Origin of the sequence: Pelagibius sp. Alg239-R121, from assembly GCF_947331435.1 — a bacterium.
GTDB lineage: Bacteria > Pseudomonadota > Alphaproteobacteria > Kiloniellales > Kiloniellaceae > Denitrobaculum.
The window spans coordinates 45,126-63,838 of the sequence record NZ_CAMZOF010000013.1; the positions used below are offsets into that span (position 1 = coordinate 45,126).

18 protein-coding genes are annotated in these 18,713 nt (G+C 59.2%); 13 read left to right on the top strand and 5 right to left on the bottom strand.

Annotated features, from left to right (window positions below):
• The first annotated feature begins 112 nt into the window (after positions 1–112).
• From QMZ18_RS32415 to QMZ18_RS32435, 5 genes are all read left to right on the top strand, one after another.
• Positions 113–1,699, top strand: coding sequence for an ABC transporter substrate-binding protein (locus QMZ18_RS32415; protein WP_282610584.1), 1,587 nt, complete (start codon positions 113–115; stop codon positions 1,697–1,699).
• A gap of 73 nt (positions 1,700–1,772) precedes the next feature.
• The gene (locus QMZ18_RS32420; RefSeq protein ID WP_282610778.1) at positions 1,773–2,786 is read left to right on the top strand and encodes an ABC transporter permease; all 1,014 of its coding nucleotides are present in this window, start codon (positions 1,773–1,775) and stop codon (positions 2,784–2,786) included.
• Complete coding sequence (gene nikC, locus QMZ18_RS32425) at positions 2,783–3,706, top strand: nickel transporter permease (RefSeq protein ID WP_282610585.1); 924 nt, start codon at positions 2,783–2,785, stop codon at positions 3,704–3,706. The genes QMZ18_RS32420 and nikC overlap by 4 nt, the downstream gene beginning before the upstream one ends.
• A gap of 1 nt (position 3,707) precedes the next feature.
• Positions 3,708–4,544 carry an ABC transporter ATP-binding protein gene (locus QMZ18_RS32430; RefSeq protein ID WP_282610586.1) on the top strand — a complete coding sequence of 279 codons (837 nt, stop codon included), beginning with the start codon at positions 3,708–3,710 and terminating at the stop codon, positions 4,542–4,544.
• Entirely contained in the window at positions 4,541–5,323 is a 783-nt protein-coding gene (locus QMZ18_RS32435) for an ABC transporter ATP-binding protein (protein WP_322097531.1), read from the top strand. The genes QMZ18_RS32430 and QMZ18_RS32435 overlap by 4 nt, the downstream gene beginning before the upstream one ends.
• Positions 5,324–5,453: 130 nt before the next feature.
• On the opposite strand, the gene QMZ18_RS32440 is transcribed toward QMZ18_RS32435, so the two are convergent.
• Positions 5,454–5,858, bottom strand: a complete 405-nt coding sequence (locus tag QMZ18_RS32440) for a DM13 domain-containing protein (protein ID WP_282610587.1) — start codon at positions 5,856–5,858, stop codon at positions 5,454–5,456.
• Between the two features lie 264 nt (positions 5,859–6,122).
• Here QMZ18_RS32440 and QMZ18_RS32445 point away from each other — a divergent pair, with 264 nt between their 5' ends.
• Positions 6,123–6,749, top strand: coding sequence for a TetR/AcrR family transcriptional regulator (locus QMZ18_RS32445; protein ID WP_282610588.1), 627 nt, complete (start codon positions 6,123–6,125; stop codon positions 6,747–6,749).
• Here QMZ18_RS32445 and QMZ18_RS32450 read toward each other — a convergent pair.
• Complete coding sequence (locus tag QMZ18_RS32450; protein ID WP_282610589.1) at positions 6,746–9,796, bottom strand: aminotransferase class III-fold pyridoxal phosphate-dependent enzyme; 3,051 nt, start codon at positions 9,794–9,796, stop codon at positions 6,746–6,748. The genes QMZ18_RS32445 and QMZ18_RS32450 overlap by 4 nt on opposite strands.
• Before the next feature lie 107 nt (positions 9,797–9,903).
• Here QMZ18_RS32450 and QMZ18_RS32455 point away from each other — a divergent pair, with 107 nt between their 5' ends.
• Positions 9,904–10,335: an Lrp/AsnC family transcriptional regulator gene (locus QMZ18_RS32455; protein WP_282610590.1), complete on the top strand. Its 432-nt coding sequence runs from the start codon at positions 9,904–9,906 to the stop codon at positions 10,333–10,335.
• Between the two features lie 29 nt (positions 10,336–10,364).
• A complete protein-coding gene (locus tag QMZ18_RS32460; RefSeq protein ID WP_282610591.1) occupies positions 10,365–10,991 on the top strand; it encodes a glutathione S-transferase family protein in 627 nt (208 codons plus the stop codon).
• Between the two features lie 39 nt (positions 10,992–11,030).
• Here the strand turns inward: QMZ18_RS32460 and QMZ18_RS32465 are convergent, their stop codons facing one another.
• Both QMZ18_RS32465 and QMZ18_RS32470 read right to left on the bottom strand, forming a co-directional pair.
• Complete coding sequence (locus tag QMZ18_RS32465; RefSeq protein WP_282610592.1) at positions 11,031–11,882, bottom strand: DUF4344 domain-containing metallopeptidase; 852 nt, start codon at positions 11,880–11,882, stop codon at positions 11,031–11,033.
• On the bottom strand, positions 11,883–12,500 hold the full coding sequence (locus tag QMZ18_RS32470) for a pyridoxamine 5'-phosphate oxidase family protein (RefSeq protein WP_282610593.1): 618 nt from the start codon (positions 12,498–12,500) through the stop codon (positions 11,883–11,885). It lies immediately after the preceding gene.
• 277 nt (positions 12,501–12,777) lie between these two features.
• Between QMZ18_RS32470 and cysE the strand changes: the two genes are divergently transcribed.
• Positions 12,778–13,581 (top strand): serine O-acetyltransferase, encoded by an 804-nt coding sequence (cysE, locus tag QMZ18_RS32475; RefSeq protein WP_282610594.1) that lies wholly within the window; start codon positions 12,778–12,780, stop codon positions 13,579–13,581.
• A 33-nt stretch (positions 13,582–13,614) separates the two neighbouring features.
• Here the strand turns inward: cysE and QMZ18_RS32480 are convergent, their stop codons facing one another.
• Positions 13,615–14,712, bottom strand: a complete 1,098-nt coding sequence (locus QMZ18_RS32480) for a mandelate racemase/muconate lactonizing enzyme family protein (RefSeq protein WP_282610595.1) — start codon at positions 14,710–14,712, stop codon at positions 13,615–13,617.
• A 462-nt stretch (positions 14,713–15,174) separates the two neighbouring features.
• Here QMZ18_RS32480 and QMZ18_RS32485 point away from each other — a divergent pair, with 462 nt between their 5' ends.
• From QMZ18_RS32485 to QMZ18_RS32500, 4 genes are all read left to right on the top strand, one after another.
• Entirely contained in the window at positions 15,175–15,867 is a 693-nt protein-coding gene (locus QMZ18_RS32485; RefSeq protein WP_282610596.1) for an AAA family ATPase, read from the top strand.
• Positions 15,868–15,890: 23 nt separating this feature from the next.
• Complete coding sequence (locus tag QMZ18_RS32490; protein WP_282610597.1) at positions 15,891–16,445, top strand: hypothetical protein; 555 nt, start codon at positions 15,891–15,893, stop codon at positions 16,443–16,445.
• Between the two features lie 72 nt (positions 16,446–16,517).
• Positions 16,518–17,693: a PAS domain-containing protein gene (locus QMZ18_RS32495; RefSeq protein ID WP_282610598.1), complete on the top strand. Its 1,176-nt coding sequence runs from the start codon at positions 16,518–16,520 to the stop codon at positions 17,691–17,693.
• 201 nt (positions 17,694–17,894) lie between these two features.
• Positions 17,895–18,677: an SDR family NAD(P)-dependent oxidoreductase gene (locus QMZ18_RS32500; protein ID WP_282610599.1), complete on the top strand. Its 783-nt coding sequence runs from the start codon at positions 17,895–17,897 to the stop codon at positions 18,675–18,677.
• Positions 18,678–18,713 lie beyond the last annotated feature (36 nt).

Genomic DNA, 18,713 nt, shown 5'->3' on the forward strand with positions numbered 1-18,713 from the left:
ATAGGGCATGCTTTCCGGCAATAGCCCGCAAACGATTGCGGCAAAGTGCAGATTTGGCGCTCGGAGTCCCATCCGGGCGCGCACAAATTAATAACATCAGGAGGTCAGGAATATGCGAAGACTATTGGGGGCGGTTGCGATTGCCGCTATGGCTTGGACGACTCCGGCGGCGTTCGCGGAGACGCCGAAAGATACGCTCGTGATGGCCAATGCCATCGACGATATCATCACTTTGGATCCGGCGGAGATTTTCGAGTTTTCCGGTGCCGAGTATGCCGGCAACACCTATGACCGTTTAATTGGTTATGAAATTGAAGACGTCTCCAAGATCTACGGCGTCGCCGCCGAGAGCTGGAGCATTTCCGACGACGGCAAGACTTACACCTTCAAAATGCGCCCGGGCATCAAGTTCATTTCGGGCAATCCGCTGACCGCTGAAGACGCCGCTTTCTCTCTGCAGCGCGCGATCATTCTCGACAAGTCGCCAGCCTTTATCCTCACCCAGTTCGGCTTCACTCCGGAGAACGTGAAAGACAAGATCAGGGCGACCGACGACTCCACACTGGTGATCGAAACCGATCAGGCTTATGCGCCGACCTTTTTGCTTTACTGCCTGACTGCGACGATCAGTTCCGTGGTCGACAAAAAAGAAGTCATGGCCCACGAGCAGGACGGCGATCTGGGACACAAGTGGCTGCGCACAAATTTCGCCGGCTCCAGCACTTTCAAGCTGCGTCAGTGGAAGGCCAATGAAGTTCTGGTGCTCGACCGGAATGACGATTACTGGGGCGAACTTCCGGCCATGAAACGCGTGGTCATCCGTCACATCGCGGAACCCGCTACCCAACGTCTTTTGCTGGAAAAAGGCGACATCGACATCGCGCGCAAGCTTGGCGCCGACCAGTTGGCGGGCCTTGAAGGCAACGCCGATATTCGTGCGCGCCAGGGCGAGAAGGGGGCTGTCTACTATCTCGGACTGAGCCAGAAAAACGAATTCCTGAGTAAGCCGCAGGTGCGTCAGGCACTGAAGTATCTGGTCGATTACAAAGGCATCGAACAGACCATCATGAAGGGCAAGGCCACCGTGCATCAGGCCTTCCTGCCCAAGGGTTTCCTCGGCGCCCTGACCGAAACACCTTTCAGCCTCGACGTCGAAAAGGCCAAGGCTCTGTTGGCCGAAGCTGGTCTGGCAGACGGCTTCAGCCTGACCATGGATACGCGCAACACGGCTGAGATCACCGAGATGGCGCAGTCGATTCAATCGACCTTCGCCCAGGCCGGCATCAAGCTGGAAATCATTCCCGGTGACGGCAAGCAGACGTTGACCAAGTACCGTGCCCGCAACCACGACATCTACATCGGCCGCTGGGGCCCGGATTATCAGGATCCGCACACCAATGCCGATACCTTCGCACGGAACCCGGATAATTCCGACGACGCCAAGTCCAAGCCGCTGGCATGGCGGAATTCCTGGGATATTCCTGCGATGACCAAGCAGGCCGATGCCGCCGTACTGGAACGCGACGCCGCCAAGCGTGCCGAGATGTATCTGGCTCTGCAGCGTGAGCACCAGCAGGTCTCGCCCTTCGTCGTGATGCTTCAGGATATCGAAGTCATCGCGGAGCGCGCCAACACCAAGGGCTTCATTATCGGCCCTGCGTTCGACGACAACCGCTATCACAAAGTGACCAAGGACTGATCGGTCTGGACATTTTGTGACAAACGGTTCGCATAACGCGGCAACCGGCGAAGTAAATTCGACTCGCTTTCGGTTGCCGCAGCCCGTCAAGGTGGTCCTGGGGTTGGTGACAACCCTGGGACTGACCTTTCTGGGTCTTCTCGTGGTCACCTTTTTCATTGGCCGGGTGGTTCCGATCGATCCGGTGCTGGCGGCAGTCGGGGATCACGCTTCGGCTTCAGCCTATGAAAAGGCCAAAATTGAACTGGGACTTCATCTGCCTCTCTGGCAGCAGTTTCTGGTCTACGTGAAGAACGTGGCCGTCGGTGATTTCGGCGAGTCGGTTCTCACGGCCAATCCCGTCATCGACGACATTAAACGGGTCTTTCCGGCAACCCTCGAGCTGGCCAGCATGGGGACCATCTTCGGAGTGGTTCTGGGCATTCCGATGGGGGTGATTGCTGCAGTTCACAAAGGCCGCTGGCCCGATCAGCTGGTTCGGGTCTTTGGTTTGCTGGGCTACTCCGTGCCGGTGTTCTGGCTCGGCCTGGTCGGATTGCTGCTGTTTTATGCAAAGCTCGACTGGGTGGCGGGTCCGGGCCGTCTCGACATCGCTTACGAATATCTGGTCGATCCCGTCACCGGCATGCTTCTGGTCGATAGCCTGATTGCCGGAGAGATCGACGTCTTCTTCAATGCCTTCAGTCATATTGCCCTGCCTGCCATCATCCTCGGCTACTTCAGCCTCGCCTATATCAGCCGCATGACGCGCTCCTTCATGCTGGAGCAGCTCAGCCAGGAATACATCATCACTGCCCGGGTCAAGGGCCTCAGCGAAACCCGGATCATCTGGCGCCATGCGCTGGGCAACGTCATGGTGCCCCTGGTGACGGTGATTGCGCTGTCCTACGCCAATCTGCTGGAGGGTTCGGTCCTGACCGAAATCGTCTTTGCCTGGCCCGGTCTTGGACAGTACATCACCAATTCCCTTTTACAGGCTGACATGAACGCGGTTCTTGGTGGGACCGTCGTGGTGGGCAGCGTTTTCATCAGTCTGAACCTTCTGTCCGATATTCTCTATCGGCTGCTGGACCCGCGTGCCAAATGACCGATCTTTCAACGCGCTCTCCCACGGGTCTCAAAGCCTGGCTGACCAATGAAAATCCCGAGTCCCATCTCCAGGCAAGTTGCGGGCGCGCCTACTACGCCTGGCTCGACTTTGCGGCCAACCGCCTGGCGCTGCTGGGGTTGATCATTGTCGGCCTTCTGGTTCTCGTCGCAGCTCTGGCGCCGCTTCTTGCCACCGCGTCGCCCATCGCGCCCGATCTGCAGAGCCGCCTGCTGCCGCCGAGCGCCGACTATTGGTTCGGCACGGATGAGCTGGGCAGGGATATTTACAGCCGCATCGTCTACGGCACCCGCCTGACTCTCTATGTGGTCGTTCTGGTGGCCATCATCGCCGCACCCGTCGGCCTGCTGGTGGGAACCTCAGCCGGATATTTCGGCGGCTGGATCGACAAGGTTCTGATGCGGATCACCGACATATTTTTGGCCTTTCCACGCCTGATCCTGGCGTTGGCTTTCGTATCGGCACTTGGCCCGGGGATCGAAAACGCCATCTTCGCCATCGCGATCACCTCCTGGCCGCCCTATGCCCGTATTGCCCGTGCCGAAACCCTCACCATCCGCCGCGCCGACTACATAGCCGCCATCCGCCTGCAGGGCGCGTCGGCGGGCCGGGTGATCTGGGGCCATGTCGTGCCGCTCTGTACCTCCTCGATCATCGTGCGCGTTACTCTGGATATGGCCGGGATCATCTTGACGGCGGCTGGACTTGGGTTCCTGGGACTGGGCGCACAGCCGCCGCTGCCCGAGTGGGGGGCCATGATTTCTTCCGGCCGCAAGTTCCTGCTGGACCAGTGGTGGCTGGCGTCGATCCCGGGGATCGCAATCTTCGTGGTCAGCCTCGGCTTCAATCTGCTTGGCGACGGTTTGCGCGACGTGCTCGATCCAAAGAGTGGGGATTGAGATGAGTGACCACCTGCTTTCGGTTCGCGATCTCTCCGTCTCTTTTGATACCCGCAAGGGGTTGGTTGAGGCGGTGCGCGGCGTAAGTTTTAATCTTGGCCGGGAAAAACTGGGGATCGTCGGCGAATCCGGATCCGGCAAGTCCCAGACCGGGCGTGCCTTGCTCCGCCTGACTCCACCGCCGGGACGCGTAACCGCGTCAACTATGACCTTTGACGGTATCGACCTGCTCGCGGCTTCCGACCGGCAACTACGTGATCTGCGCGGCGGGCGCATTTCCATGGTGATGCAGGATCCGAAATATTCGCTCAATCCCGTAATGACCGTCGGCCGCCAGATATCCGAAGCCTACCGGGCGCATGCCAAAGCCTCTAAGGCCGTTGCCAAAGCCAAGTCGCTGGAAATGCTGGAGGCGGTGCGGATCCGCGATCCGGAACGGGTTTACCGCGCCTATCCCCACGAGGTCTCGGGTGGTATGGGCCAGCGCATTATGATTGCCATGATGCTGATCACCGATCCCGACCTTCTGATCGCGGACGAACCGACCTCGGCCCTCGACGTTACGGTCCAGCTTCAGGTTCTCGCGATCCTGGACGATTTGGTGACGACTCGCGGGCTAGGGCTCATCTTCATCAGTCATGATCTAAACCTGGTGGCCTCCTTCTGTGACCGTATTCTGGTGATGTATGGCGGTCAGGTCATGGAGGAGCTCGCTGCCGCCGAACTTCATCAGGCGCAGCATCCCTACACAAAGGGACTGTTGAACTGCTTGCCGCAGATCGATGCGCGGCATGCGGCGCTGCCGGTGCTCACCCGCGATCCGGCCTGGCTCCTATGATCGATATTCAGGATCTCAACGTTACCTTTTCCACCGGCGCTGATCTGGTGCATGCCGTCAAGAACGTGAGTTGCCGGATCACCGCCGGCGAATCCTTCGGTCTCGTAGGGGAATCCGGTTCTGGCAAATCGACGGTTCTGCGCGCGCTCTGTGGTCTGGCGACGGACTGGAGCGGTCGTGTCTCCATCGACGGCGAGGCTCTGGAGCCGACGGCGCGCCGCTCGGATTCCTTCTACAAGACTGTGCAGATGGTCTTTCAGGATCCCTACGGTTCGCTCCATCCGCGCCACACGGTCAACCGCATCCTGTCCGAACCGATCGCGATCCAGGGATTGGACAAACCGGGGCCGCGGGTGGAAGAGGCGCTGGAGCAGGTTGGTCTCGGCCATGGTTTTCGCTTCCGCTTTCCGCATCAGCTTTCCGGCGGACAGCGACAGCGTGTCGCCATTGCCCGTGCCTTAATCTTAAAACCGAAAATTCTGTTGCTTGACGAGCCGACTTCGGCGCTCGACGTCTCGGTCCAGGCGGAAGTGCTGAACCTGCTGATGCGCTTACGCGAAGAGCTGTCGCTGACCTTCGTGCTGGTCAGTCACGACCTGGCTGTGGTCTCGCATATCTGCGATCGCATTGCGGTGATGCGCAATGGCGAGGTGGTCGAAGAAGTCACGGCCGATGAATTGGCACGCGGCGAACCCGGCCAGCGCTATACCCGTCAGCTGCTGGTGGCGAGCAGGGGTTATGATCGAGAAGCCATCGATCAGTTCGAGGACTTTGGCTGATAGGTCTGCGCACTTTAGGTGGCAGGACCTCCAAAAATACCGAAACCCTCCCCACCTTGTCCGACCGGCGAAGAGGGTTCCTCGGAGTGGTGGATCCGGATGTTCGTCCGGATCCACGTGAATGACCGCGTTACTTGACTTTGGCAACGCCCAGGGCGACGTCGAACTTTTCGCACCAGACCCAGACTTCATTGTAGTCGTCAGGATTGATGCTGGCCGGCAGCTTGTAGACCTGCTTGCCCTTGAGGTTGTTCAGCTTGCTGAAGATCGTGCCTTTGACATAGCCGTTCTTGCCGAATGCCAGTTTGGGATCCGGCGCGCCGTCCAGCTCGAAGTCGTCGCTCAGGGTCAGGGTGTAGCCGCCATCGGTCTTAACGATTTCGAAAGAACCCGCAACGGTGTGCTTGTTCTTGCCGGTGAAGCTGCCGGTGATGCCGTGTCCGTCAGCGAGGGCCACGTTTCCACCCACGGTGATTGCAGCGGTTGCGAGGACAGCGGCGGCAAAGGCGGCACGAAGAAACTGGAAAGCTTTCATGATCTTATTCTCCTTGAGTTACTCTTTTAATCAGTCCGACCGGGAGGCGAGGGCACCCGCTATTTTGTGCAGTTCGTACGCGGAAAAGCGATTTCCCCTCCTAAATCTGCGCCGCACTGACGGCTAATCCCCCTAAAATTCGAAAAGGACCTCTTGTTTTTTTGACTGATCGGTCACAAATTATCGAAAGAACAGGTTTTGCCTTGGTCATGAGAGATAAGATGATATTTTTGACCGTACAGTCAATAAGTGAGTTGATCACAGATGAGTGAAGTCACAGCTATCGGGCGGCCGAGGAAGTTCGAGGAACAAACCGTTCTTGCCGCCGTCATGGATATTTTTTGGGAAAAAGGCTTCGAAGGTACCGCCATGAGCGACCTGGTAGAGGCGACCGGCTTGCAGAAGGGGAGCCTTTACGGCGCCTTCGGCGACAAGCGGACTCTCTATCTCAAAGCGCTCGCTTTTTACGACGAAACCGAAGTTGCTTTGGCGGTTGATCTCTTGAGCGGCAAGTGTGGCGGCTATGAATTGGAAGCGCCGGATGCCGGCTATCTTCGTATTGCCGCCCTGTTGCAGGCGGTCATCGATGCGGTGTCGGTGAAAGGCGACCGCCGGGGGTGCCTGCTCTGCAACGCTGCGGTCGATCAGGCGCCGTTGGATTCGGCCACCGAGCGAAGCGTGACCGCGAGCCTGGAATGCATGGAAGAGGCCTTCCTTGAAGCCGTGCGGGCCATACCCGACTTTGTGGCTTCGGTGTCGGAAGGCCGCCGCACCGCGCGGCATCTTCTCTCGGTCTACTTCGGGATGCGGGTTCTCGCAAAATCAGGCGCGCCGGTCGCCATCATGGATGATGCTAAATCAGGTGCTCTGAAGGGATTGCATCCGCTCTAATCGACGACGTCCCCGAATGCCTGGTCAAGAACCTCCAGCAAAAGACTTGCATGCTCTCGGGAAAAGGTCATGGCGGGCCGCATCTTGATCACATTGTCATAGGGACCATCGGTTCCCGCGAGAACGCCCCGCGCCTTCATTCGTTCCACCACACGCCCTGCGGTATCACTGTCGTGTGCTTTGCTTGTCCGGTCCGAAACGATGTCCAGGCCAAAGAACAGGCCTTCACCCCGAACGTCACCGATTGCATCGTATTTCTGCTGTAGTTGGCGAAAGCCCGACAGCAGGTAGTCGCCGATGATCCGGGCATTCTCCAGCAGATTTTCCTGTTCCAGCGCGTCGAGCACAGCAAGCCCGACAGCGCAGGACACGCTGTTGCCGCCGAAGGTATTGAAGTATTCCATGCCGCTGTCGAATGAAGCCGCAATCTCCGGTGTCGTGACCAGCGCGGCCATGGGATGACCGTTGCCGATCGGTTTGCCCATGGTGACGATATCGGGCACGACATCGTGTCCCTGGAAAGCCCACATATGCCTGCCATTGCGGCCAAATCCGACCTGGACTTCGTCGGCGATACAGACCGCACCGGCTTCTCGCGCATGGCCATAGGCGGCCGAAAGGTAATCCCGGGGCAGGAAAACCTGGCCGCCGACGCTGGGGATTGTCTCGGCGATGAAGGCCGCCGGGCTCTTGTTCCGGCAGGCCAGCATCTGCGCGATGGATCTGACCGGTTCGGCGTAACGGCGCCCTAACTCTTCGGAGGGCCAGTCATCCGGCGCGCGGTAGGTTTCAGGTAGGGGGACCTCGTGAACATGTTCCGGCTGCCCATGGCCGCCCTTGCGTTTGTATTTGTAGGGGCTGACTTCGATCAGCGGAGCCAGATGGCCGTGGTAGGCCCAATCGACTACGATGACGTCGCTTTGCCTGGTGTGGGCGCGGGCCATACGCAGGGCCAGGTCGTTGGCCTCGCTGCCGCTGCAGACAAAGTAACATACGCTCAGGGGATCGGGGAGTGTGCTCGTCAGACGTTCCGCATAGTCGATAAGGCCATCCTGCAGATAACGCGTGTTGGTGTTCAGTTTCGCCGCCTGTTCGCTCAACGCACCAACGACACCCGGATGTGCGTGCCCCAGATGCGCAACGTTATTGTAACAGTCCAGATAAGCGCGGCCCTGATCATCGATCAGCCAGACGTCTTCACCCCGGACGATTTTCAAAGGATTATCTTTGTAGGAAACACTCAAATTGCTGCCCAGACGCTTTCGACGCTGCTCGAGCAGTTCTTCCGCCGAGCGGCCGCTGCGGCGGAAGGTTTCCGGCGGCAAACCTGCAAGCGTCGAGGGATCGGGATAGAACTGCCGCCAGACGTCCATGAAGCGTGCCTCGCCGGCGCCGGGGACGTCACGGGCGTCGGTCACGGGGTGGGTGACGATCTGCAGGTGCAAATGCGGGATCCATCCGCCGTTTTCATTTGGGGCGCCCAGTTCGATAAATGCGTCACCCTTGACGAGTTTCTGTCCTACTTTGAGCGCTTTCACCGGAGCATGAGCCTGATGGCCCCAGAGGGTATGGAAAACGACTCCCGGTACGGGTTCATGCTTGAGCAGAACGACCCCGCCGTAATCCTGGTGATCAGGGATGATCCGGCAGTCGACCACTTCGGCATCCAATGGCGTCATAATGGCTGTGCCGGCAGGCGCAAAGAGATCCAGCCCCAGGTGAACGTCACGCCGGTCGCCCTCACAGAGTTTCGACTTGAACATATCGACGGTGTAGACGACCCGGCGTTCGCCCCACAGGCCAATGCCCAGATCGAAGGCTTGTTCGTCCTTGACCTCGTTCCAGATCTTGTCGGCGAGATTGATATCCGTCGTGGACATGGCGCGGGTGAAAGGGAGATCCGGGTTGCTTGCTTCCAGTACCCGCTTCGCCTGCATCGACGCCCTCGGGTCGATGACCGGTGCCAGGTGCCGACGGTTTTCGTCGATCCATTCCGTAACCGCGCTGGCGCCCGGCACGGCGTCATAGCCGCAGGCCGTGCGGAATATTGCGCGTGCGATCAGGGGATCGATGGCGTCCAGGCGTTCCAGCAGGTCCCAGGCGGGCCGCTCGCTGACGGCGAGATAAGGTTCGTCGGTGACGCGGTCCCGGCGCGAGGCCGACATGGTCACGCTGGTACAGAGGCGGCCGATGATCAGGTCGAACAGCAGGTCCAGCTCGATTTCTTCGAGCGGATAGCTTGCATGGTACCCGCGCAGGACGTCTGCTGCGGCCTCTAGCGGTGAGGCCTGGTCGAGCATGGCGTAGGCACAGGCAATGGCCAGTTCGGCGATAATGATGGAGTGGGTCACGTCGCCCAAGTCGATCAGTCCCGAGATCCTACCCTCGTTGTCGACCAGAATGTTCCAGTCGTTGGCGTCGTTATGAATGATGCCTGATCGCAGCCGGTTCAAATGAGGCCCGACGTTTTCTTCGAAGCGATCCAGAAAGCCGGATACAAGGGCGCGCTGTGCGTCGTTGGTGATAAAGTGCAGACGTCCGCGGGAGCGCAGAGCGGTGCGCAAATCCCAGTCGAAGGCCGCATGTGCGGCGGGGTGACCGAACCCGCGCAGTGTATGATCCACCCGCCCAAGCAAAGCTCCCAGTTCCGTCAGAACCGCCGGCGATTTTTCGACTTCCGCCAGGGGCGTTCCCGGAAGATAGCTGACGACGCGCAGAGCGTTCGCGGCGTCGCGATTTTCGTGCCTCTTGATTGAAGCGGAAGTCTCGCCGTTTCGAGTCGGAAGTACGCGGGGCAGGGGTAGAGTGGCATCAACCTCCTGCAGATGTTTGAGTATCTGAATCTGCAAGTCCAGCCGTTGAAGGTCCTCACCGGCGTTTGCGATCTTGACGATATGGCACATGCCGTCAGCACCGGTCAGCCTGAAGTTCTGGTCTCTTTCACTCGGCAAAGGGTCCAAGGCACCGGTCAGCCCAAAGTGAAGGAAAAGAGCTTCGGCCACTTGCGTGGTCGAATAGCTGGGCACAGGCGTGGTAAGACTGGACAAGATAGGAACTCCCCAATGGGTTTGCAGGGAAATGATGTCACTTCGTCCCGGCGGTCGCGACCGCCATTCTGACCGGTTCACCCGGCACTTTGACGGTTGGGCGATCGATGCGCGCGCTTGATGACAAGGACCGGCAGATCCTGGATCTGCTCAACAAGGATGCCCGCATGCCTTTGAAAACCATCGCCGGGCATGTCGGCCTCGCGCGATCGTCTCTGCGTGAACGTGTCTCGCGATTGGAGGCCCAGGGTGTGATCAAGGGTTACCGGGTCGAAATCGATTATGCCGCCGCCGAAGCCGCGCCCGTTTCGGCGTTTCTGCTCCTGCGCTTAAAGAAGACGCCCGACTATGAACTGGTCGCGCGTATCGCTGCTTTTGACGAAGTCCGGCGTTGCGCGTCCCTCGCCGGTGAGATCGACATCCTGGTGGAGCTCTCCGCACCTCAGATGTCGGGCTTGAACGCGGCCCGCGATCGAATTGCAACACTTGATGGCGTGCGGGACGCCACGACTCTCCTGGTGCTCGATGACATCTGTTGACGGCCGCCATGTGGATTGGGGTTTGATTTATGCCAGGTCTTAAGCTTCACGCTGCGCCTTACAGCGTTTACAGCCGAATTGCGAGACTGGTCCTCGAGGAATGCGCGCTTTCATATGACTTTGTCGAGATCGATATCTTCGACAAGGAGGGGTTGCCGCATGACTATCCGCAGCGCCATCCCTTCAGCAAGATTCCGGCCTTGGAACACGGCGATTTCCGCCTCTACGAAACCGACGCCATCGCGCAGTACCTTATCACCGCTTTTGACGGCGATCGCCTGCTTCCGGCTGCAGCAGAGCAGCGGGCACGTTGCCTCCAGATCATGCGGATCTGCGACAACTACGCTTATCCCAAATTGGTCTGGGGGATCTTCGTCGAGGAAAGAGAGCGCGAACGACCGCTGCCCGCCGAAGCCGTCACGGAGGCAGGGCACGTCCTTGCTGTGATCGAAGCGTTTGTCCAGGGCCCGTATTTTCTGGGCAAAGAGATGACACTGGCGGACCTCTGGGCCTTGCCGATGATCAGCTATCTGAGGCTGGCGCCGAGCGGTCCGGGCCTGTTGTCCGATTGCCCCAGGCTCACCGCCTGGTTCGACGTTATGGCCGAGCGCGCCTCGGTGCAGGCAACGCGCTTTCCTCCCGAGCTGGAGAGCTAACAGCGTGATCAGGCTGCGCGGCGCGGGATTTTCTACAGCTTACTGTTCGTTCTCAAGTGCCCAATCGATCTGTTCGGCAAACTCGCTGATCAGTTCATAGCAGAGCGTGATGCCGCGGGTTTCGGTGTCGTAAAAGGCGTTTGCCTCCTCGCAGCCGGTCAGTGTGACCGTCACTGCCGCCGGCGTCGCGAAGGCGCTGTTGAAGCCGGCGATCGCCTGCTCCAGGAGATCCGATCCGGCGAGCAGCTTGGCCGCCTGCTTGTTTTCATCGCTCGACGGTGTCTTGCGGATCAGCGTTACGCCCTGTGTGAATGCGCTGTCCATCTCTTTGTCCATACTGTCGAAGACGTTGCTCCAGGCACGTTCGGCCTGTGCGCGCTCGTCGATGCAGAGATCGCGGCGCTCGTCCGGCAGTTCCATGTCGTCCGCCATCGTTTCGAGCTCGTCCGGCTCGCCCCCGTAGTAAAGGCAGATGATGCTGTAAAAGCGCTGTGCGTCGAGGGAATGCTCGTCCCAAAAGGCGAATTCCTCGCCGCCCTGTGCCGCCCATTCGTCTGAAATGGCAAAGCTCTCGGCAGCGGAAGCGATCATGGCGTCGGCGGCTTCGGGCGCATGTCCCTGACTGCTGAGTAAAACTGCCAGGGCGTCGACGGCGTCTTCTTCCTTACCCAGGACAGGGACTTCCAGCAAATCGATCAGGGCGTGCCCCAACTCGTGATAGAAGGTGAAGACTAGGTTCTCGGCGACGAACGCGCGGCGTTCGAGCTCCTTGTCCAGTTTCCCCGTCTCGGCGCCGGCAGCCAAAGCGTATGAGGCGGCGAGACCGCACATCAGGCCGAGGGCAGAGATCAGGGCAGCCGGCCGTAAGAATTGGGAAAGCAGGCGGGGCACTTAGTACATCCGGATCCGCTGTGATTCCTCGATCACCTCGTCCGCATCGCCCTGGTTCACGCCATCGATTTGATCCGAGAGGATTTTCCCCAAAGAAGGAAAACTCTTACGTTCGATCTGGCTTTGCGGAGCCCAGAGTTTCGAACGCATCAGGGCTTTGGCGCATTGCAGGAAGGCCTGGTCGATCGTGACAAGCAAAGCGGTACGAGGTGGTTTTCCGTTGACTGCCATGGGGGCCAGGACGTCCGGATCCCTGGTGAGCACCGCGGTGCCGGCGAGCCTGAGCGTCTCGTTCATACCCGGAACGAAGAACAACAGGCCGATGTTGGGGTTTTCGACCAGGTTTTTCAGGCTGTCCAGACGATTGTTGCCGGCGCGATCGGGGATCAGCAGGTGCTTGTCGTCGACGATCTGCACAAATCCCGGCGCGTCGCCGCGTGGCGAGGCATCGGCGGCGCCGGAGGCTGCGGCCGTGGCGATTACGACAAAGGGCGAAAGCTCGATGAACCGGCGGCAGTGCTGATCGAGCGCGGTCAGTTCCTTGTTCACCGCCAGATCGCCGGGCGGGCCGTAATGCGCCTGGAGCTCTGCGACGCTGTCGATGATTTGCTGATCCATAATCCTCTCGCAGTCGAAGGCTGATCGAGCGTCGGCCCGGGTTTAAGCCTGCCGGCCCATAAAAGCGCTTTAGGGTTAACGGCGTTTTTTGTTGGACTTGGGAACCGAAGTTCTTACGTTATCACAGGAGAGCCGTCCAGCGGTCTGGCTGGCCCGTCGCGACACTTGTGACGGAGCGGCACAAAAATGAAACACTAATGCATTGATTTTGCGCAATGATTCGGGCGATGATAGAACCCGAATCAGGTCTAGGCACCACGCGAAAGAGGAAACATCGATGTCACGTACGGCTGAGAGGTTTGCCACCTGCGATCCGGTCTGGTCGCATATCCGTCAAGAAGCGATCGAGATGGTGGAGCAGGAACCCGCTTTGGCCGGTTACCTTCATTCCACGCTGCTGAACCATCAGCGCCTGGAAGAGGCCTTGAGCTTCCATCTCGCCCAAAAGCTTGGCAGCACCGAAATGCCGCCCATGCTGCTGCGCCAGGTGTTCGACGGGGCCTTTACGGCCGATCCGGACATCGGTGCCGCCATAAGGGCTGACATCATGGCGGTTCTCGATCGTGATCCCGCTTGCACCAGCCATCTGGAACCCTTGTTGTATTTCAAAGGTTTCCATGCGCTGCAGTGCTATCGTCTCAGTCATTGGCTCTGGAACAACGACCGGCGTCCCATGGCGTTGTTTCTGCAGAACCGGATCTCCGAAGTCTTCGGTCTGGATATTCACCCTGCGGCCAGGATTGGCCGGGGCATCATGATCGACCACGGTACGGGCGTGGTGATCGGTGAGACCACGGTGATCGAAGACGACGTGTCCCTGCTGCAGAACGTGACCCTTGGCGGCACCGGCAAGGACAGCGGGGATCGTCATCCCAAGGTCCGCCGCGGCGCCTTGATCTGTGCCGGCGCCAAGATCCTGGGCAATATCGAAATCGGCGAATGCGCCAAGGTCGGCGCTGCGTCCGTGGTACTGATCAACGTCCCGCCGCGCTGCACGGTCGTTGGCGTGCCCGGCAAAATCGTCGGCACCTGCTGCGATCAGCCTGCCCGCCAGATGGACCAGAGCCTGCCCGACGTTTAAAGGGCTGTACTGGCTTTTGTTTCCCCTAAGACACTACGCCCGGAAAGGCCGCAGCTTTTCCCAGTCGAAGGTCACGCCGGTTCCCGGAGTATCGGGCGCAACTGCCCGGCAGTTTTCTACGACCAGAGGCCGGGTGGTGTATTGATCGATCGGAAAGCTGTGCACTTCCAGCCAACCGGCATTTTTCTGCCCGGCCAGCAGACTGACGTGCAGCTCCTGCATGCCGTGGCTGCAGACGGGAATGCCGTGCCGCTCGGCGAGCTTGGCGACGCGTAGCCAGCCGGTAATTCCGCCACAGTTTGAGGCGTCCGGCTGGATAAAGGATAGCTTAGACTGTGCGAAGGCAAATTCGAACTCGTACAGGGTGTGGAGATTTTCGCCCATGGCAAGTGGCACCCCCGTAGCCTCGGCGATACGGGCATAGCCCTGATAGTCGTCAGGGACGATGGGTTCCTCAAACCAATAGATGTCAAAAGCTTGAAAGGCTTTGGCGGCGGCGATCGCCTCTGCGACCGTCATGGAGTAGTTGGCGTCGACCATAAAGGTGACGTTGGGGCCGATGAGTTTGCGCACGGCTTCAATCCGGGCCAGATCCTCGGTGAGATCCGGCAGGCCGATCTTGATCTTTACAGCGTTAAAGCCTCGGTCCAGGTAGCCCTGGACGCTTGCGAGCAGTTTTTCCTGGGAAAAGCCTAAATCAATCCCGCCGCAGTAGGCCTTCGCCGTCGTCCCGGCGCCACCTGCCATCTTCGAGAGCGGCAGTCCCTGCGTTTTGCCAAGCAAATCCCATAGCGCGATATCGATTGCCGAATTCGCGAAGGAGGCAATACCACCCCGTCCGACATAGTGGATGTAGCTCTCCAACTCTTCATAAATCCGCTCGATCCCACCGGCATCGCGTCCCATTATCTGAGGTGCCAAGTCATGTTCGATCATCGCCAGGACAGCGTGACCGCCCCGGCCGCCGGTATAGCTGTAGCCGGTGCCTTCCGTACCGTTCGCGAGCTTGACGGTCACAGTGATCAGGTGGAAATGGCTGTGATCGCCGTGTTTGGCGTCACTGAGCACTTCAGCTAAGGGAATGGCAAAAAGCTTTGCCTCGACGGCTGTGATCACCGTTTCGTTCGCCATAAAGGGGCCTTTGTGTTGGCGTCGCCAGAGCGAAAGCGGCGCTGTCGAGATGATTCTAAGTTGATTGATAAGTATATTCTAACGGTGATTTGAGAAAAGCAGGGAATTTTCAATAATATTTTCTCGAATTTGATATAGAGCCGATTTTCTCAATAGAATATTCCTGTATATTTTGAACTGTTCCAAATAGAAATTCTTAATGTGTAAAATTTTATGTAAATAAACAACGCGTTATTGTCTTAGATGTTTTCAATAGTAACGCCTTCTTAAGAGCTAAGTTCTACCATCCTATCGTAATCCGATTGTGATGTACCGGACCCTGTGGTTCAGGGGCGATCCCGGCGCGTCGCAGCGGCGAATTTCGGCGGAATCAGGAGTTCCGGCTTTGTCACTGATAGACAGGGTTTGGGAACAAGCCAGCGGACCTGAAGCGGGTCTGCGCGAAATAGGAGCGTGATATCAATGCGGGTGTTGGCGATTTCCTCCCAGAAGGGCGGCTCTGGCAAGACGACCTTGGCGGGTCATATTGCTGTTCAGGCCGAAAGGATGGGCGCCGGTCCAGTGGCACTGGTCGATACCGATCCCCAGGGCAGCTTGGCCGATTGGTGGAACGAGAGACAGGCTGAAACGCCAGTCTTCGTGAGCACCTTCGTGTCCCGTTTGGCACAGGATGTTGAACGGATGCGTGACGCCGGAATCAAGCTGCTGGTCATCGACACGCCGCCGGCGATTACGGACACGATCGCAGACGTTGTTCAGGTTTCCGACCTGATCGTCATTCCGACTCGGCCGAGCCCACACGATCTGCGGGCTGCGGGTGCGACGGTCGAACTTGTCGAAAATCTAGGTAAACCTCTGGTTTTTGTGATCAACGGTGCGACCCCACGGGCACGTCTGACCACGGAAGCTGCCTTTGCCCTGTCGCAACATGGCACGGTGGCCCCTTCGATCATTCATCACCGGACAGACTTCGCGGCGTCGATGATCGATGGACGTACGGTCATGGAAATTCCCAAGGCCGGACGCTCGGCCGAGGAGATCACGAAGCTTTGGGATTATCTCGACGGACGCTTGGGTTCGGGACAACGCAAAACGATTATGCCGTCCAGCACTGCAGCGCAGGGACAAAAACAAGTCTTCAACGTTGGCGCATAAAATAGGGTGGACGGGATATGATAATGAAAGCGGCTTCGCTGACTTCCTCGCTTTTGGCTCCCAAAGGGGCTGCAGCTCCGTCGGGAATTGCGCCACCGGTTCAGGCTGCCGGCGATGATCAGGTCCAATTGGCGCCAGAGCATCTCGAACACGATCAGAAAACCTTGCGGCAGCAGGTTGCCGCCCTGACGACATCCTTTGGGCGGGAGAGCGCTGCCGATAAAGACGCAGCAGAGGCAAATACGCCGGCCTCCAGAGTTTCCGATGTCGTGAAGCGTGCCGCGCCGCAGCGCAAGAGGACAAGCGCCAAGCGCGCCAGAGGCAAGCGGGCCGCAAGCCCTAAGCTCGATGACCTTGGCCGTATCAAGATGTCTCTGCGGCTCGACGAGAAGCGGCACTTGATGCTGAAACTCGCTGCGGCACATTTGAACAAGTCTGCGCAGGAGCTTCTTGTCGAAGCCCTCGACGGACACCTGAATAAGCTTGCCGGTGATATCAGCTGTTCTCAGTTTTCGGCGCTGGTCAAGGGTGGCGCGGGACATGTCCACGACAGCAGCTGCTGGGCCAAGAAGGCCTGACGGCGGTTTGGGTATAAAAAGACACCTGGGAAACCAGGATTTCAGGCAAGACGGGCGGGAGTTCTCGAGGGAATGAATCCAATGACAGAGGATCTGCCTCAAGGCAGTGCTGCCGAGACGGTGCGGCCAGCGGCTTCGCTGACCAGCAGCATGATCAAGCGCCGTCGGCCGGTTCGCGTTGCGACACCGGAGGACGCTGCGTCACCGCAGGCCGATGCACCCGTCAAGGCGGCAAAGGAATTGGCGGCGAGGGTCGAGGCGGCGTTCTCGGAAGAGGCGCCAACCAGGTCGCCCGAAACCGCTAAACCTCCCGAAACCGATAGGTCGCCGGAAGCAGGCAGGCCTCCCCAGCCAGTTTCTGCGCCGGTTGCAGAAAGTCCGGCCGCGCAAAACGAGGCGCTGCAGGCCCGCCAGCAGGAATTGCGGCGTCTGGCTGCCGAACGGGCAGAGGCACAGCGGCGCCCGTTGGGTTCGCAGGATCAGCCTGCAAAGACCGAAACGAAACCTCAATACCCCAATATTCGCCGCTCGAGCACGAGTGAAAGTGCGCCCAATGGCGCTGCGGAAAAACCTCAGGCGCGTCAGGCCGAAGCGCCAAAGGCCCCGCAAGCCCAGACCTCCCAAACTCAGGCCCCGACGCGGCAAAACCCGCCGGTTGATGCCAGTGATATCCACAGTATCGATCCGCTGCGGAACGGGCAGGCGCCTGCGCGAGAGGCGCCGGGCGGCCGCCGGCGGAGTTTGGTTCAGGGCGGAATGACTGCGCTGGAGCGCCGCCGGGCAGCTCTGGAGCAGCATCGAAAACTGACCGAAGCTCAAAGTCAGCAGGCGAACAACCAGCCACGCGACATTGCGACCTATTGGGATGAATTACGGCGCGGTCGTCAGGTGCCCTCCTTGATCGAGATCGATCCGAAGGCAGTCGCGCAGCATTGGCCGAATTCGCTCCTCATCAGCTGTGACGACCTGAACGGCGCTGCCACTTTGGAGCGTTCCTTCGCAGAGGTGATGCGTGGTGCCCGCGAGAAGGCCTCGTCGCAAGGTGAAGTCGTTGTCGAATACACCCCAATGGTGACCGAATGGATCATGACCGTCGGCCGGGAAGTGGCCCGCGCCGGCAGACCGATCCAGGATATCGAGGTTTTCCCGACATCGCTGGGCAACGTCAGCTACCGTGTCATCGCTCTGCCTCTCAGTGGAGAACGATTGGGCACGGTACACGCGCTCTGCTACATCTCTCACGCTTAAACGCACCTTCACCTCGTTACTGACTGGGGGGCTGCCAACTCGGGGCTGTTGCGGCTGCGTTAAGAGCGGCCGCAGCGATCTCTTCGCAGTCCTGCCTAACTGTCAAATTAACCTTTGCAGACCGGCCATTGTCGCGCTCGCTTTTTGGTGCGACCCTGCCGGCGTGGTGGGCGATTCCCCACTTGGTCACGAGAGGAATGCATGACGGTGGAAGCGCCTTTGTCAGGTCGTGTCGCACTGGTTTACGGCGGCACCGGGGGAATAGGGCTCGCATGTGCCAGAGGGTTCCTGGAAGCGGGCGCCGAGGCTTTGGTCTTGATTGGCCGTACGGAGACACGCGGAGAGCAGGCCGCTGAGTCTTTGCGGTCTCTGGGCCACGATTGCGATGTCCGCTATGTTCAAGGTGATGCCGCAAGTGTCACGGGCGCGGAAGCTGGCGTGCGCCGAACCGTCGAGGCATTCGGCCGGGTTGATATCATGCTGAGCTCCGCCGGCGGGTCGCCGGTCCCCTCGATCCTCCATCGCATTCCCCTGGACCAGGTGCAGCCGACCATTGACGGGCTTTTAATGGGAGCTGTTTTGCCGTCGCGCGCAGTGCTGCCGGTCATGATGGAACAGCAGGGCGGGGTCATCCTGACGGTCGCATCGGATGCCGCCAAGATTGCGACGCCGGGCGAATCGATCATCGGTGCGGCAATGGCAGGCATTGTGATGTTTACGCGCGGGCTGGCGATCGAGGCTAAGCGGTCGGGGGTCAGGGCAAACTGTTTAACGCCGTCGATTGTGCGCGGGACACCTCAGTACGATGTCCTGATGGCAGATCCCTTTTCTGCAAAGCTGTTTAAAAAGGCGGAATCCATGGCGTCGCTTGGTGTCGTCGAGCCGCAGGATCTCGCCGCGCTGGCCGTGTTTCTGGCAAGTCCGGCAGCCACTAAGATTACCGGTCAGGCGATCAGCGCCAATGGCGGCATTTCAGCCGCGTAACTGAAGTCAAAGAGTTTGAACGGGAGGCCGCGGCAC